Source organism: Bradyrhizobium sp. Y36 (genome assembly GCF_002531575.1).
In the GTDB taxonomy this organism is placed as follows: Bacteria; Pseudomonadota; Alphaproteobacteria; order Rhizobiales; family Xanthobacteraceae; genus Bradyrhizobium.
In genome coordinates this window covers 569,106-584,831 of sequence record NZ_NWTI01000002.1, presented here as the reverse complement: position 1 = coordinate 584,831, position 15,726 = coordinate 569,106, and the positions used below count along the sequence as shown (strand labels likewise).

Genomic DNA, 15,726 nt, shown 5'->3' with positions numbered 1-15,726 from the left:
TAATGCAAATCGTACTGCGCCGATCTTCACCATGAATCGCGGCGCCAATGTTCGTCTGTGATCCCGCCCACAATGTCGCGATGTCGTGCGCGACGTTGTGCGGGATGCTGTGCCGCATCCGGGTGCATGGCGTCCACGATCGCCGCTTGTTAAGGTTAGCCGTCCCGGGCGCCAAACCACGCCGCGCCGATTCCCAACCCTGTCGAGTCCTGATGTCATCAAGCCCCCTGATCGCCCGCACGGTCCCGGCCTTGCGCCGCGCCGTCGACAATCTTCGCAAGCGAAAGGCCACGATCGCGATGGTCCCGACCATGGGGGCCCTCCATGACGGGCATGTGTCCCTCGTCCGCCTCGCCAAGCGGCGCGCCAGCCGCGTCGTGGTCTCGATCTTCGTCAACCCGACTCAGTTCGCCCCGACCGAGGATTTTGGCGCCTATCCGCGCACCTGGAAGGCCGACATCGCCAAGCTCGCCGCCGAGGATGTCGACATCGTCTGGCATCCGGAGGTCAAGGCCATGTATCCCGACGGCTTTGCCACGCGCATCGTGCCGGAGGGGCCGGCGCTCGCCGGCCTCGAAGACCGCTTCCGCCCGCATTTCTTCGGCGGCGTCGCCACCGTCGTCGGCAAGCTGTTCACGCAAGTCCGGCCGGACTTTGCGATCTTCGGCGAAAAGGACTTCCAGCAGTTGCGGGTGGTGACGCAGATGGCGCGCGACCTCGACCTCGGCGTCAAGGTGATCGGCTCGCGCACCGTGCGCGAACGCGACGGGCTCGCGATGTCCTCGCGCAATGTCTACCTGTCGCCCGAGGAGCGGCAGACCGCCCCCACCCTCTACCGCGCCATGAAGGAGAGCGCGCAGCGGATCAAGGCCGGCGATGCGATCGCGCCTGCGATGGCCGGCGGCGCCGAGATGATCAAGGCGGCGGGCTTTGCGCTCGACTATTACGAAGTCCGCCACGCCGAGACGCTGGCGGAGGTCACCTCGCGCAAGGACGGCCCGTTGCGGATCCTGGTCGCGGCCAAGCTCGGCAGCACCCGGCTGATCGACAATATCGCGGTTTAGAGCAGACCGAGATCGCGCAGCTCGCGCCGCATCGGCTCCGGCATCGCCGCAATCGAGCCGGCGGCGGACTTGCCGAGATCGGGCGGCACGGAATCATCGGTCAGATAGCGCCAGCCCTGGAACGGGCGCATCGGCCGCGGCGACACCGAGATCACCTTGGGCTGCATCACGATGCGGCAGCGCCCGATGCCGTCCTTGTCGCGGAACGGCTCGATGCCGATGATCTTTTCCCGCGCGGCGACCTCGCCCTTGATGACCCAATAGAGCGAGCCGCCCGCGAGAATCTCGGCGTCGCGCTTCGGCACCATGCGGGTGATGTGGATGTGATGTTGCGGCAGACCCTTCTTCTTGGCGGTCTGCATCCGTTCGGCGACCCACTCCTTCAATTCCTTGACGGAGTCGCAGCCGACGGCGAGCTTGATCAGGTGTAGCGGCATGCCCAAGCATTAGCCGGGCAGCATCGCATTTGGAATGCCGATCTACTCGTTATCCGCAGCTGCGGGAGCGGCCACCGACGCCGGCGGGGGCGCCAGCGGAACCGGTGCTGCGGGGGCGCGCGCAGCCTTCGGTGCCGGCGGCTTCTTCGCGGCCGATGGTGCCGCAGTCGCCGCGGCCTGGGCCGAGGCGGCCGCCGGTGCGCGCGGCGCTGCCGGTGCGTTGGCGGCAGGCGACGCCTGCCGCGTCGTCGCCGTGGGCTCGGGATTCATGATGCTCACCGGCGGCGTCGAGGCGGCGCTCGGAAACTCCGCACTGGTCGGCTTGCCCGTCGGCATCGAGGGCGGGAGCCCCGCAAGCGCCGCGGTCGGTGGCAGCGCCGCCGGTGCCATGGCCATCGCGGATGCGGGCGCATTCCAGGTCGGCGCATGCCGCGCGACCAGTTGGTCGTAGAGATGCGAATCCATGTTGGCGGCGACCTGCTGCTGGTCGGTCAGCGAGCGGAACGCGGCGCAGTCGAACTGGGTGCAGCCATCGCGCGCCACCAGCACCTGCGCCACGAGACCGTAGCGGTCGTGCTCCAGCGCCTTGCGCAGCGCCTTCATGTCCGCCGTCAGGCTCTTCTCCGCCGTCGCGGCATCACCGAGCGCCGTCAGCCGGTCGATCCGGACGGCGGTGTAGGACACGGCTGCGGCCGCGGCATCGGGCGAACCGAACAGCGCCTTCTCGCAGCCGACGGCGACCGCATCGCCGGCGAGATCATCGAGGCAGGACAGCGCCGGCAGGCTTGCGATGATCGCACCTTGCGCGCGCGCCTCGCTCGGCGCGTCCTGCAGCAGCGGTCCATAGACGCGCACGGTGGCGGCGCCGGCGATCGCGATGGAGAGCAGCGTGATCACCGTCAGCGCGCCGTTGGCGACCGATCTCTCGGCGCGCAGCAGCGTGATCAGCAGGATCAATCCGAAGAATCCGGCAGCGGCCAGCGTCATCCACATCGGAAAGGCCGGCGAGCGCCAGATTTGGTCGAGCGAAGTGGCCCATGCCCAGTTCATGCGCGACGTCCCCTCACGCGAGCAGAGAGCGAATGGTCAAGCGAGCACCGCGAGTCGGCAACTGCCCCCAACCTCACCTTGTGAAGGCGAAGCGGGCCTTTTGACGGCGGCAGGACCCAATTCCCTGATGGCACCAATGCGCTGGCACCGTCAGCCTTCGAGAGCACGAGCCGGCTTCAGGAGAGCGCGAGCTGACTTTCCTTGGCAACGCGCTCGAAAGCTTCGGTCGAGCTCTTGATCCGGTACTGGCAGTCGTCGCCTTCGGTCGGCAGTAGACGGATGACCTCATACGAGCCGCTGGCAGCGGGGCGCGCAATGTTGCTGGCCGTGAACAATACGCGCGCTCCAACGGGGAATTTGTGCTTCAACACCCTCTCCATTACTCAAACAGCGCCTGCCTCGCCCAGTGTCCCACTGCGATGGCTGGCCGGAAACCCGGACGATTATATAGCACGCGCCCCGCCGTTTTGGCCAGCGCCATGCCAGCATGGCAAACGCGTGAATTTTGCAGTCTTTTCAGAATGATAGAGGCGGAACCGGCGGGCCGATGATACCGTCGGCGTGGCGTATTCCGATACAGCTGTCGCAGGCAGGTCGCAGCCCCCCACGGATGATCCGTGAGTCGTCAGGTTCCGCAGCCCAAGCGCCGCCGGCCGACACGCTGCCAGCGGCCCCGGCCAGCCCCCGCGATCAGGCGTCCTCGAACTTGGCGATGACGAGCGTTTCGGCCAGCCCGTCGCGGGTCCATTCCTGGAACGCCGGCAGCGCCATCATCGTCTCCATGTAGGCCTTGGTGTCCGGCGCGACGTCGATGGCATAGGTGCGCAGTCGGTGCACCACCGGCGCGTACATGGCGTCTGCCGCGCCGAAGCGGCCGAACAGGAACGGCCCCTTCGCCCCGTGGCGGGTGCGGCACTCGCGCCAGATCTCCTCGATACGCGCGACGTTGGCCCTGGCGTCCGCCGAGAGCGCCACGGGACGGATCGGTCGATGCAGATTCATGCCGCATTCGCTGCGCAGCGCCACGAATCCGGAATGCATCTCGGCACACACCGACCGGGCATGCGCGCGCGCGGCGACGTCGTCGGGCCACAGCTTCTTTTCCGGATAGCGCTCGGCGATGTACTCGATGATGGCGAGCGAATCCCACACCGTGACGTCGCCGTCGACCAGCACCGGCACCTTGCCGGCGCGGCTGAAGGACAGGATCTGCTCCTTGTCCGCGGGATTGTCGGTGTAGAGCGGGATCAGCGTCTCCACGAACGGGATGTCGTTGGCGCGAAGCGCGAGCCAGGGCCGCATCGACCATGACGAGTAGTTCTTGTTGCCAATCGCGAGTTTCAGCGCAGCCATGTCACAGTCCTTCCCGAGACGCTTTGAAACGAGCCGCTTTTAACGCCATCGCCTGCCGCCAATCAATCGTTGCCGCATCCCGCCATGCGTGCCAATCGTGGCCGCTGCGAAGGAGACAGAGATGAGCAGGCATTGGGTCGACATCACCGCGGTCGGCTTCTTCATCGTCGAATGGCTGGTCTACGCCCTGACGCTGGAGCACTCGGCCTACGGTCGCGACAGCCTGTCGGCGCGCATGAACCGTTATCGCGAGGTCTGGGTGCGCCGGCTGCTCGACCGCGAGACGCGGATGGTGGACATGCAGATCATGGCCTCGCTCCAGAACGGCACGGCCTTCTTCGCCTCCACCAGCCTGATCGCGCTCGGCGGCGCGCTGGCGCTGCTGCACGCCACCAACGACGCCATCACCATCCTGAGCAAGCTGCCGATCGACCTCAGCACCTCTCCGGCGATGTGGGAGCTGAAATGCGTCGGCCTCGTGCTGATCTGCGTCTATGCGTTCTTCAAGTTCGCCTGGGCCTATCGCCTGTTCAACTATGTCGCGATCCTGTTCGGCGGCATGCCGCCCGCCGACCGGCGCGACACGCCCGAAGCCGAAGCCCATGTCATCCGCACCACGCGCCTGTTCGAATCCGCCGGCCGCCATTTCAACCGCGGCCAGCGCGCCTTCTTCTTCGCGCTCGGCTATCTCGGCTGGTTCGTCAGCCCCTGGGTGCTGTTCGTGACCACCGCGGCCGTGGTGGTGGTGACCTGGCGCCGGCAATTCGCGTCGAGTGCCTGGGCGGCGATGGCGCCGGAGGTTGGCGAAGGTGATGGGGGGATCAGGCGCGGTCAATGAGCTCGTGTCCGGACAAGCTGCAACGCGCCAGCGTTGCGGTGCAGAGCCGGGACCGAGGGGCGACATGCGCCATGCGAATAGCCGGCCCGGACGCAGCGGAGTGTGGGGCGCACCGTCTCAGTCGTCATTGCGAGCGCAGCGAAGCAACCCTCCGCGGAAAGACTGTGGATTGCTTCGCTGCGCTCGCAATGACGGAGTATGAGGTGACAGCCAGCTTCTCCAGCCGACGCTGTCATGCCCCGGCTTGACCGGGGCATCCAGTACGCCGCGGCCTCTCGGTTCGATCACTGCGGCCTCTGGAATACTGGATCGCCCGCTTTCGCGGGCGATGACACCGAATGTGCGGCTGCAGACATGGCTTCTCGTCCTCGCGACTGATTTTGCCCGAGCTTTGCTTCAGCTTTCACCCCCCTAAATCCAAGAGGGCGCAGGGAAGACCGGGTGCCGGCTCGCACCCGCGGTCCGCTGCGCGAAAAGTGCACGCAGGAAGAACCGCACAGCAGCATACAGGTGTCGCCGATCACTCGGCCTTCCCTGCGCAGTGGCTGGACGGCTTATGCCGTGATCTCCCGGGAGCCGACCATTCCTTTTGGCCTCCCTCGCCCCGCGAATTTGGATGATGCAGTCCGCCCGGTTGGGCTCGCTCGCACCTTCGCGAAAGACTTGACCGTAGCAACGACGGCCAGGACCACACGGTTTTGCCGTACGCACGGCCCGCCATGTCGCCGCAGTATTCCCGGCCCTGTCGACGAAGCCGGAAACTTACAGGCGAGACGAGACCTAGCAGCGCCGTCGTCCGCACGAAGCCTCGGGCTCACAGGGACTACCCGCCCTGCCCGCACCTCTCGCGCCGCCGCTGCCGCGTCCACCGCAACCCCGGCTCGCGAACATGACGACGACAAGTCGCCCCTCTTGGGTGAGCCGGGATGAGCGAGACATACGACAAAACCGAATTTCGGTAAAGCGGAATGTTTTTGACAACGGGGATTGACAGAGGGCGACACAGGCACGGTCGTGCAGCCGGGATCAGCGAGAGCTATCCCCCGAAATCCCGCGGGCTGAACGGCAGATCCATGATCTTCCATTCCTCGTACAGATTGGGCGGCAGCATCTTGTAGGGCTGGCAATTCCGGATCGCGCTCATCGCGGACTTCATGAGCGCCACACCCTTCGCGGACGGCGGGGCCTCGATCAGGATCGGCTCGCGCGCCAGCGTGCCGTCGGTCGCGAACACCGTGCGCAGCTTGATGTGAACGTTGTCGGTCGGGCTGAGGCCAGCCGGCAATTTCGCGCAGCTCCGCAAATGACGGCGCAGCTCGGCGACGATCTCGGCCGGCAGCTTGGCCGCGATCGAATCCTTGGCGTCGCCGCCATCGTCCTTGGGGGCGTCTTTGGGCAGCGGCGCCGGCAATTCAGGCGGCAGGCCCAGCATGACGCCGTATCTGACGGTGACGTCAGGCTGCGGAGCCTGATAGGCCGGTGGCGGCGCGGCCTGTGGCGGCGGTTGCTGCGGCGGCGTTGGCTGCGGCATCGCCTGAGGCTGCGGCGCCGGCTGAGGCGGCTGCGGCTGTTGTTGCGGCGGGGGCTGCTGCGGTGGAGGTTGCTGCGGTGGAGGTTGTTGCGGCTGCGCGTTGGCCTCGCGCGGTTTCGGCGCGGATTGCTGCTGGGGCTGTTGCGGTTCGGACGAAGGCTGCGGTGATGGCGACGGCGCCTGCTGCTTGGCCGCAGACTTCGACGCCTCGGGCGCCTTGTCGGTGAAATCCAGCTTCGGCAGCTTCAGCTCGGGCTCCGGCGGTTTCTCCTTCGCCTCCTCCTGAGCCTTCTCCTCCGCTTTGGCCTCCTCCTGCTTCACCTGCTCCGGCGTGACGATATCGACCGTCACCGTCTCCGGCTGCTGGGTGCGGAACGGATGGACTTCGCTGATCACGATGATCAGCGCCACCAGCGTCAGATGCGCAAGCGCCGACGCTGCAATGTCCGTCCGTATGAAGGTCCGCAGTTCCATCGCACGATCTTGGATTTCCGTCCTGCTGTTAGCATACCGCGGCCTCCCCTCAATCCCATTTCGGGGCGAAGCCGAAATCGGTCAGGCGGCCCTTCGCACTGGCGAGTGCGGCGATCCGGCTCATCTCGTCCTCCGACAGCTCGAAATCGAAGATCTCGATGTTTTCGGACAGGCGTTCGATGCGCGAGGTGCGCGGGATCGCAGCGACATTCTGTTGCACCAGCCAGCGCAGGCAGACCTGCGCCGGCGACTTGTGGTGGGCGCGCCCGATCTCGCCCAGTGTCTGGTCGGTCTTGATGCGCCCCTTGGCGATCGGGCTGTAGGCGACGAGCGCAAGGCCGTGCTGGTCGCAGGCCGCCCTCACCTTCGCCTGGTCGAGATAAGGGTGATACTCGACCTGGTTGCAGACGAGCGGCTCCGGCGAGGCCGCCACCGCCTGCTCGAGCAACGCCACCGTGAAATTGGAGACGCCGATATGGCGGGTCAGCCCCATCGTCTTCGCATGCGACAACGCGCCCAGCGTTTCCGCCAGCGGCACGTGCGGGTTGGGCCAGTGCAGCAACAACAGATCGACACTGGGAAGCCGCAAGCGAGCCAGGCTCTCCTTGACCGAGCGCTCCAGATCATGGGGCGCGAAATGGTTGGTCCAGACCTTGGTGGTGAGGAACACGTCGTCGCGGCGCACGCCCGAGGAGCGCAGGCCGTCGCCGATCTCGCGCTCATTCTCGTAGACCTGCGCGGTATCGATGTGGCGGTAGCCGAGCCGCAGCGCCTGCTCGACCACGCGCGCGGCGGGCCTTCCGCTCAGCTCCCAGGTCCCGAGCCCGATCGCCGGAATTCTTGCGCCATTGGCCTCGACGAACAGCATGAGGACTCCTCTTCCGTTGCGGCAGCCCCTGACGTCATCAGGCCCCATTATGGACCCGGCCCCTGACGCTGCCAACGGAGGCGGCGACAGTTCGGCTGGGATATTCGGCGCAGTGCTAACGGGAGGTTCGCCTCAGGCCGCGGCGGCGCTCGACGTCCGGCCCGTGACGCGTCAGGCTTTGGCGAGCGCCTGGAAGACGGTATCGGGCGCATGCGCGATCACCGCGAGCAGCGCGCGGGCGGGCCCCCGCGGAGCCCGCTTGCCCTGCTCCCAGTTGCGGATGGTCTCGACGGGAACGCCGAGCTTGGCGGCGAACTCCATCTGGGTCAGGCAGGCGCGGCGGCGCAGGTCGCGCACCGCGTGCGACGAGGTATCGGCGGGCGCGACCGGGGCCGTGGGCGCGACCGCGGACGGCTGGACCGGAAGCTCCTGTCCGTCCCGCAACTCAACGACCCGTCCGTCAGCCTTCAGCCGCAACCGCATGTCCAGTCCCCCAAGCGTGGGCGATGATGCGGCAGGTCACTTAAGTTCGGATTAAAGATGATTGTCATTCCGGGCGCGCGAAGCGCGAGCCCGGAATCCGTCAGGCTGCGAGCGATGCGGAAAAACGGATTCCGGGCTCGTGCCAGGAGGCGCGCCCAGCAATGACGTTGGGGGGAAACCTAACTCAGCCCGAACCAGAGCGTCGCAATCCCGAGGAAGGAGAAGAAGCCGACCACGTCCGTCACCGTCGTCACGAACGTCCCTGACGCCACCGCCGGGTCGGCCCTGACGCGTTCGAGCGCCATCGGGATCAGGATGCCGCCGAGCGCGCCGGCGACGAGGTTGCAGATGATGGCAAGCCCGATGACGATGCCGAGGCCGGGAATCCTGAACCAGGCCACCGCCGCGATGCCCGTGATCACGGCGAAGGCGAGCCCGTTGACGAGACCGACCAGCGCTTCGCGCATCACCACGCGCCAGGCGTTGGACGAGCCGAGCTCGCGCGTCGCCAGCGCCCGCACGGCCACCGTCATGGTCTGGGTCGCCGCGTTGCCGCCCTGGCTCGCCACGATCGGCGCCAGCACGGCGAGCGCGACCATCTTCTCGAGCTGGCCCTCGAACAGGCCGAGCACGGAGGACGCCAGGAAGGCGGTGGCGAGATTGACCAGCAGCCAGTTGAAGCGGCCGCGCGCGATGGTCAGGAACGTATCCGACAGCTCTTCGTCGCTGGTGACGCCGCCGAGCGCCTTGAGGTCCTCGTCCGCCTCTTCCTCGATGACGTCGACGACGTCGTCGACGGTGATGACGCCGACCAGGCGGTCCTGGGTGTCGAGCACGGGAGCTGCGACCAGATTGTATTTGCCGAACATGCGCGCGACCTCCTCCTGGTCCTCCAGGACGGAGACGCGGCGGCGATCCTCGTCGGTCAACTCGGCCAGCGCCACCGGCCGGCGCGCGCGCAAGAGCACGTCGAGGGAGACCGCGCCCTGCCAGTGCTGGTCCTTGTCGACGACGTAGATCTCGTAGAAGCGGTCGGGCAGATCCGGCGTCTCGCGCATGTAGTCGATCGCCTGGCCCACGGTAAAATCCTGGGGCACCGCGATGAACTCGGTCTGCATGCGGCGGCCGGCGGAATTTTCCGGATACAGCAGGCTGCGCTCCAGCGCGACGCGCTCCTGCAGCGGCAGCTTTTCGAGGATCTCCTCCTGCTCGGCCTCGTCGAGCGTCTCCAGCAGCTCGACCGCGTCGTCGGATTCCAGCTCGCGGACACCCTCGGCCACCGTCTCCGGCGGCAGTTCCTCCAGGATCTCCTCGCGGACGCCCTCGTCGACCTCGTTCAAGGCGGAGAAGTCGAAGTCGCGCCCGGTCAGCTCGACCAGACGGACGCGATCGTCGGGCTCGAGCGCGCCGATGAGATCGCCGAGATCGGCCTCGTGCAGTTCCGCGACACAGGCGCGCAGTGCGGCGCTGTCGCCGGCTTCGATGGCACGGGCAATTTCCTCGACGAATTCGTGACGAATTTCGCCGTCTTCATTGCGCATCGGCACGTGGTCGAGTACCGAATCCGCAGCGGTCGGGGCACCGTCCATATGTTCATCCATGGTGCGCCTCGCCGTTTGACAGGTTGGAACGAATGGTCTGGGCTGACGGTCAGGCAATACCCACAAGGCGACTCCGAGCGCAATGACAAAGATGCTTCGACCGAGGTGGACCTCGATGTCATCAGGTGTGATCCTCGCGGCCCTCGCCGGCATCGCCTCGACCGATGCGGCCGAGTGTCCACGCAAGGACGCGCTCGGCACCTTCCGCGTGCTGAGCGTCGATGCCAAGACCACGCCGCGCGTCGGCCTGAAGAGCTTTCCGCAGACGCTGCCGCTCGCCGACCGCGAGGTCGTGCTGACCTTCGACGACGGGCCGAACCCGCCGACGACGTCGAAGGTGCTGGCGGCGCTGGCACAGGAATGCGTGCGCGCGACCTTCTTCCTGATCGGCCTGCACGCCTCCCAGCATCCCGATATGGTCAAGCGCATCGCCCGTGAGGGCCATACCATCGGCCACCACACCTTCTCGCATCCGTTCATGGCACGAATCCCGTTCGACAAGGCGAAGGGCGAGATCGACCGCGGCATCGCGGCGGTCGAGACGGCGCTGCACGGGGTCTCGACCACGACGCCCTCGACGCCGTTCTTCCGCTTCCCCTATTTCGAGGCCACGCAGGCCGAGCTCGATCTGCTGCAGTCGCGCGGCATCGTCGTGTTCGGGGCCGATCTGTGGGCCAGCGACTGGAACGAGATGACGCCGGAGCAGGAACTGAAGCTCGTCACCGAGCGCCTCGCTGCCAGCGGCAAGGGCATCGTCCTCTTCCACGACCCCAAGGCCCGCACCGCCGCGATCATGCCGGCCTTCCTGCGCTATTTGCGCGAGAACGGCTACCGGATCGTCCACATCGTACCGTCGGGCACGTCACAGAAGAACGCCGACGCGCGCTGATGCCGGAATGTCACGCCGGTGCAAAATGGGGTGATTTGGGCCCTATTAACATTCTGTTCATGCTACGCCCTGCAAATGGACGGGGACTTTGTATCGGGAAAGGCTTTTGGCGCCTGAACCGTTTCCTGATGTCTCCGACCTACTATGGCGGCAATCGCATATGAGGGCAGACCGGGTTCATGATCGGAAGTAGCGTTGTTTTGCGGACGCGATCGTGGATCGTCCTTTGCCTCGGTGGTTTCCTCGGATGTTCGGCCCTGGGAGCGCCGGCGGCGCGCGCGGCCGACTGTCCGGGCCACCCGGATGCGCTCGGGACGTCCCGCACTCTCGTGGTCGATCCGCGCGAGCATCCGCGCATCGGCACCATGCAGTACCGCGAGACGCTGCCGCTGAAGGACCATGAAGTCGTCCTGACCTTCGACGACGGTCCCTTGCCGAAATATTCCAACCAGGTCCTCAAGATGCTCGACGACGAGTGCATCAAGGCGACCTTCTTCATCATCGGCAGCCAGGCCAAGGCGAACCCGGAAGGCGTGCGCAAGCTGGTGGCGGCGGGGCACACCGTTGGCACCCACAGCATGAACCATCCGCTGACCTTCGACCGGATGCCGGTCGAGAAATTCGAGCCCGAGATCAACGGCGGCATCGAGTGGACCTCGGCCGCGATGACCGATCCGTCAAAACTCGCGCCGTTCTTCCGCATTCCCGGCCTGATGCGCGCCGAGGGCGTCGAGAACTATCTGATCTCGCGCGGCATCCAGGTCTGGAGCGCCGACTTCCCGGCCGACGATTGGCGCCACGTGTCGTCCGACCGCGTCTATCAGCTCGCGATCCAGCGCCTGGAGGCCAAGGGCAAGGGTATCTTGCTGCTGCACGACATCCAGGCCCGCACGGTGGCGGCGCTGCCGAAGATCATCCGCGACCTCAAGGCGCGCGGCTATCGCATCGTGCATGTGGTGCCGGCGACCGCCGAGCGGCCGGCGACGCCGACCACGCCGGTGGAATGGCTGCTGCATCCGCCGACCGAGACCGTGCCGATCGCGCGCTGGCCGCGCGTCCCGAACTTCGTGTTCACGCAGACCAGGACGCTTCCGGCGCCCTCGCTCGCCGACCTCAATGCGCAGACCGAGCATCAGCCGCTGCTGCCGCGCCGGACCAGGGGGCAGATGGATATCGCATCCACCCTGCCCGTGCCCGGCAGCGCGCTCTTTGCGATCCCGGAAGGCTCGGTAGAGGTGCTGCTGTCGACGACGTTGTCGCGGCGCGCCGCGACGCGGCTGGCGATGGCGGCCGAGACGCCGCATGCGGCCAGAGGCAAGACCGCAAAGGGCAAGGCAGCCAAGCCCCAGGCTCGGCACGCGCATGCAGCTCCGGCCGCACCGAAGCATGCCGCGCAGGTCAAGAGCGGTACGCCGCGCCCGACCCGCGTCGCCAGTCTGAAGAAACGCGCTTAAGCCCCTATTGCCGCATGATCGCGGCGACGCAAAGCAGCACGATCAGGGCGAGGAAGAACAGGTCCATGTAGGACTTGATCTCGCCGTCGCGCCGCAGCCGGGCGACATCGGCGACGACCTGCTTGCGCGCGTTCGTGCCTCCGGAGCCGTCGTTGATCGGGCCCTGCAGGCGCCTCGTCTCGGCTTCGAGCTTCTCGATCTTCTGGAAAAAGTAGAACGCGCGCAGCGTCGAGACCGCGCGCATCGCGGCATAGACCAGCACCAGGATCGCCAGGATCGCCCGGTTCGGATATTTCTCCATGAAGTTCAGGCTGAAATAGACCACCGCCATGAACGCGAAATTGGTGATGAAGCGGTAGACGAAGCTGAGAAAGACCATGCTGGCTCGGGCCTTGAGAGAGCGCAACCGGGATCGTGTTGCGACATGCGGGATCGGGGGAACCAGACCGGAACGGCCGGCTGGGTGCCGTGCTGGCCCGTCTATGCCAACTTTGTTTCAACAATGATACTGCAAGTCGCCGCCTTTTAGCCACACGCCGCCATAATGCAAGCCGGCCATCGCCCGGCCCCCGCGCATCGCGCCCGCAACGGCTCAATGGCGATTTGGCGGAAGTCGCGATAGACTGCGCCGTGCCGCCACACCCGGGGTCTTGCCGATGCCGAAGAAGGGAATCACCGGCCACGACGAATGGGTTCTGACCGAGGCCCTCGCGACCGCGCTGGTCGCGCTGGAGCAGCTCGAACCCAAGCACCAGCCGAACGCGCATATGGACGACATCCGCAAGATGCTCGCGAGCGGCAAGGAGCCGGCGGCGGTGAGCCTGCACCTCGCCCAGGCCAAATGCCGCCTGTTTCCAGACCTCGATCCGCTGGAGATCTACCGGGAGTACGGCATCGGCGAGGAATATGGCTGAGGCGGCGGCCCAAGGGCCGGCCACGGCGTCGCCCGCAGACCGCCGGGGCGACGATGTCCGGCAAGGGCTTTGGTTACCCCGATGCAGGCGGATCTGGAGCTCGCTCCGCGTGGCTACGCCGGCATTGCGGCCGGCGGCACGTCGAGGCGCACCGCGACGCCGTCGAGGTCCGGGCGCGGCGCCGGGTAGAGCTTCATGACGAGCGGATCATGGCCGGGAACGATGTGGTCCGCGTCCGGCGCTGCGGCGCGCAGCCTGTCGAAGCCGACCAGCATGTCGCCGACATGAAACGCCGTCGTGAACGGACGCTCGCTGGCCATGTTCTCGTAGAAATGGCTGACGTCGGAGGCGAGCACGACAGGACCGCGGCGCGTGTTGACGCGGACGAATTGCAGGCCGGCGGAATGTCCGCCCGCCGCATGGACCGTCAGCCCGGGCGCGATCTCGGCGTCTCCGTCGTAGAACAGCACCCGGCGCGCGTAGTTGAGCCGCACGATGCCGCAGATATCCTCGACCTCGAAGGAATGCGACAGCCTCGGATATTGCATGTAGCGGCCGGTGGCATAGGCGAGCTCGCGCTCCTGGAGATGAAATCGCGCGCCCGGAAACCGGTCGAAATTGCCGGCGTGATCGTAATGCAGATGCGTGAGGATCACATCCCTGACCTCGGCAGGGTCGATGTCGAACGCGCGAAGCGTCTCCACCGGGCAGCGCAGGAAGTTCCGCCTGCGCTGCCCAGCAATCTCCGCGTTGAACCCGGTGTCGATGACAAAGGTGCGCCCGCCTCCCCGCGCCAGCCACATGAAATAGTCCATCGGCATCGGCCCGTCATGCGGGTCGCCGCCGATGAAGTGCTCGCTGCGCTGCGCATCGCGCGTGGCGTAGCGGATGGCGAACAGCTCGTAGTCCGGGTCAGCCATGGCGTCTTCCGATCGGGGATGCGCGGTCACGAACCGGCCGCGTCGACCTCGTTGAAGGCCTCGCGCGCATTGCGGAAGGCGTCGATGCCCGCGGGCACGCCGCAATAGACCGCGACCTGGAGCAGGATCTCCTTGATCTCCTCCTTGGTCAGGCCGTTCTTCAGCGCGCCCTTGACATGCAACTTCAATTCGTGCGGCCGGTTCAGCGCGCCGAGCATCGCCAGATTGACGATCGAGCGCGTGCGCCGATCGACGCCGGGCCGCGTCCACAAGGCGCCCCAGCAGAACTCGGTGGACCATTCCGCCATGGTACGCGTGAACTCGTCGGCCCCCGCGATCGACTTGTTGACGTAATCCTCGCCCAGCACCTCTTTACGAACCTTGAGGCCCTTTTCGAACAGTTCGGTCTTGCTCATGATCGTCCCTTTCAGGTCTTGAGAGTTGCTGGTTGGTGGTTGTTCAGCGCGAGGCCATCGGTGGCCGTAGCGATTGCAGGAGATTGCCGACGTCATCCGCCGCCTCGAGCCGCCAGACGGCGTCGATGACGCGGTCCGCATTCCAATCGCTTCGGCCTGTGCGTATGCCGTCGCGCAACTTCGCTTCGATGTCGCTGTCCGACAGCGGCGCAGCCTGGCTGCCGCGCGGCGACGTGACGGTTTCCGTGAGCAGATCGCCGGAGGCCAGACGCAAGCTGACGCGCGCGGCGCCGTCGGGCATCTCGCGGTCGAGCTCCGCCCTCACCTTCTGCCGCAGCTGCGCGATGTCGGGCCGAACGACGGTCTCCTGCTCGAACTCGGTCACGCCCGCCGCGCCGAGCAAGAGACCGCACGCCGCGCAATGATGAATGCTGACCCGCGCATCGCGCGCGTTGTCGACGGGGCGGTCGCCGCGGGCGAGCAGCAAGGCCGAGCCCTGCACCACCACCTGCTCGATCTGGTCGACGCGTCCGGCGATCCGCTCGCGCAGCAGAAGACAGGCATCGATGACCGCGTGAAAGACGATTCCGGCAGGATACGGCTTGTAGGTATTCTTCGCGATCTCCCAGGTCTTGCCGAGACCGTCGAGCAGGCGAGTCATATCGGGCTCGTCGCCCATGGTACGCGCCCAGCCGAGCGGCCCCTCGATGGCGCGCGGCGCCGCCTCATAGCCCTGCTGCGCCAGCAGCGCGGCGAACAATCCGTTCCGCGCCGCGTTGCCGACGCTGACATTCTTGGCGGCACTGGGCAGGTTCTCGACATTGCCGGCCGACTGGCTCGCCGCCAGCCCGATGGCGTTCGCAATCCCCTCCGCCGGCAGGCCGAGCAGCTTGGCGCAGGCCGCCGCCGCGCCAAAGATCCCGCAGGTCGAGGTGATGTGCCAGCCGCGCGCATAATGGTGCGGCGAGACCGCATTGCCGATGCGGCACTCCACATCCACGCCGAGGATGAAGGCCGTCAGCACCTCGCGCCCCGACGTCTTGCGCGTCTCCGCCAGCGCCAGCACGGGAGCGGCGACGGGCGCGGCCGGATGAATGATCGTGTCGGGGTGGGTGTCGTCGAAGTCGAGCAGATTCGCCGAGACGGCATTGAGAAACGCAGCGCATAGCGCGTCCGTCGGCTGCGAGTGCCCAATGACCGTCGATGTCGCGGCGCCGCTGAACGGCGACAAGGTGCGCATCGCGGCCAACACCACCGGATCGCGCGCGGAGCCGAGCGCCGTTGCGAAGACATTGAGGAGCGAGCGCCGCGCCTCGAGGCTCTGCGCCTGCATGTCTGCCCATGACGACGCCGCGACGAAGTCGGCGAGCGTTCTGCTCACGCTTGGAATCGGGTCTTGCGGCACGCGGGGCGTCTTCCTCGTTTTGTCCGGAC

General features: G+C 66.6%; 17 protein-coding genes. 5 read left to right on the top strand and 12 right to left on the bottom strand.

Going from position 1 to position 15,726, the window contains the following annotated elements; all coding sequences use genetic code 11:
- Positions 1-212: 212 nt before the first annotated feature.
- Complete coding sequence (panC, locus tag CO669_RS06420; protein WP_097658888.1) at positions 213-1,064, top strand: pantoate--beta-alanine ligase; 852 nt, start codon at positions 213-215, stop codon at positions 1,062-1,064.
- Here panC and CO669_RS06415 read toward each other — a convergent pair.
- The 4 genes from CO669_RS06415 to CO669_RS06400 form a co-directional block, all read right to left on the bottom strand.
- On the bottom strand, positions 1,061-1,501 hold the full coding sequence (locus CO669_RS06415; RefSeq protein WP_097658887.1) for a DUF1489 family protein: 441 nt from the start codon (positions 1,499-1,501) through the stop codon (positions 1,061-1,063). The two genes, panC and CO669_RS06415, sit on opposite strands and share 4 nt — an antisense overlap.
- Positions 1,502-1,543: 42 nt before the next feature.
- Positions 1,544-2,551, bottom strand: coding sequence for a hypothetical protein (locus tag CO669_RS06410; RefSeq protein WP_097658886.1), 1,008 nt, complete (start codon positions 2,549-2,551; stop codon positions 1,544-1,546).
- A gap of 176 nt (positions 2,552-2,727) precedes the next feature.
- Entirely contained in the window at positions 2,728-2,931 is a 204-nt protein-coding gene (locus CO669_RS06405; RefSeq protein ID WP_097658885.1) for a hypothetical protein, read from the bottom strand.
- 310 nt (positions 2,932-3,241) lie between these two features.
- Positions 3,242-3,904 (bottom strand): glutathione S-transferase family protein, encoded by a 663-nt coding sequence (locus tag CO669_RS06400; RefSeq protein WP_097658884.1) that lies wholly within the window; start codon positions 3,902-3,904, stop codon positions 3,242-3,244.
- Between the two features lie 121 nt (positions 3,905-4,025).
- On the opposite strand from CO669_RS06400, the gene CO669_RS06395 reads away from it, so the two are divergent.
- Positions 4,026-4,742, top strand: coding sequence for a DUF599 domain-containing protein (locus tag CO669_RS06395; RefSeq protein ID WP_097658883.1), 717 nt, complete (start codon positions 4,026-4,028; stop codon positions 4,740-4,742).
- 1,036 nt (positions 4,743-5,778) lie between these two features.
- Here CO669_RS06395 and tolA read toward each other — a convergent pair.
- From tolA to mgtE, 4 genes are all read right to left on the bottom strand, one after another.
- Positions 5,779-6,747: a cell envelope integrity protein TolA gene (gene tolA / locus CO669_RS06385; protein WP_097658882.1), complete on the bottom strand. Its 969-nt coding sequence runs from the start codon at positions 6,745-6,747 to the stop codon at positions 5,779-5,781.
- A gap of 49 nt (positions 6,748-6,796) precedes the next feature.
- Positions 6,797-7,615, bottom strand: coding sequence for an aldo/keto reductase (locus CO669_RS06380; protein WP_097658881.1), 819 nt, complete (start codon positions 7,613-7,615; stop codon positions 6,797-6,799).
- Positions 7,616-7,786: 171 nt separating this feature from the next.
- A complete protein-coding gene (locus CO669_RS06375; protein WP_198963867.1) occupies positions 7,787-8,098 on the bottom strand; it encodes a helix-turn-helix domain-containing protein in 312 nt (103 codons plus the stop codon).
- Between the two features lie 179 nt (positions 8,099-8,277).
- Entirely contained in the window at positions 8,278-9,699 is a 1,422-nt protein-coding gene (gene mgtE, locus CO669_RS06370) for a magnesium transporter (protein WP_097658879.1), read from the bottom strand.
- Positions 9,700-9,814: 115 nt separating this feature from the next.
- On the opposite strand from mgtE, the gene CO669_RS06365 reads away from it, so the two are divergent.
- The gene (locus tag CO669_RS06365) at positions 9,815-10,588 is read left to right on the top strand and encodes a polysaccharide deacetylase family protein (protein WP_198963866.1); all 774 of its coding nucleotides are present in this window, start codon (positions 9,815-9,817) and stop codon (positions 10,586-10,588) included.
- 179 nt (positions 10,589-10,767) lie between these two features.
- Positions 10,768-12,042, top strand: coding sequence for a polysaccharide deacetylase family protein (locus tag CO669_RS06360; RefSeq protein ID WP_097658877.1), 1,275 nt, complete (start codon positions 10,768-10,770; stop codon positions 12,040-12,042).
- 4 nt (positions 12,043-12,046) lie between these two features.
- Here the strand turns inward: CO669_RS06360 and CO669_RS06355 are convergent, their stop codons facing one another.
- The gene (locus CO669_RS06355; RefSeq protein WP_097658876.1) at positions 12,047-12,421 is read right to left on the bottom strand and encodes a hypothetical protein; all 375 of its coding nucleotides are present in this window, start codon (positions 12,419-12,421) and stop codon (positions 12,047-12,049) included.
- 277 nt (positions 12,422-12,698) lie between these two features.
- On the opposite strand from CO669_RS06355, the gene CO669_RS35900 reads away from it, so the two are divergent.
- Complete coding sequence (locus CO669_RS35900) at positions 12,699-12,956, top strand: hypothetical protein (protein ID WP_198963865.1); 258 nt, start codon at positions 12,699-12,701, stop codon at positions 12,954-12,956.
- A gap of 113 nt (positions 12,957-13,069) precedes the next feature.
- Here CO669_RS35900 and CO669_RS06345 read toward each other — a convergent pair whose 3' ends face one another.
- From CO669_RS06345 to CO669_RS06335, 3 genes are read right to left on the bottom strand one after another with little or no spacing between them, the layout of a single operon-like run.
- On the bottom strand, positions 13,070-13,876 hold the full coding sequence (locus CO669_RS06345) for an N-acyl homoserine lactonase family protein (RefSeq protein ID WP_097658875.1): 807 nt from the start codon (positions 13,874-13,876) through the stop codon (positions 13,070-13,072).
- Positions 13,877-13,902: 26 nt separating this feature from the next.
- A complete protein-coding gene (locus CO669_RS06340) occupies positions 13,903-14,292 on the bottom strand; it encodes a carboxymuconolactone decarboxylase family protein (RefSeq protein WP_008557256.1) in 390 nt (129 codons plus the stop codon).
- Between the two features lie 43 nt (positions 14,293-14,335).
- Positions 14,336-15,673, bottom strand: a complete 1,338-nt coding sequence (locus tag CO669_RS06335) for an MmgE/PrpD family protein (protein WP_245444187.1) — start codon at positions 15,671-15,673, stop codon at positions 14,336-14,338.
- Positions 15,674-15,726 lie beyond the last annotated feature (53 nt).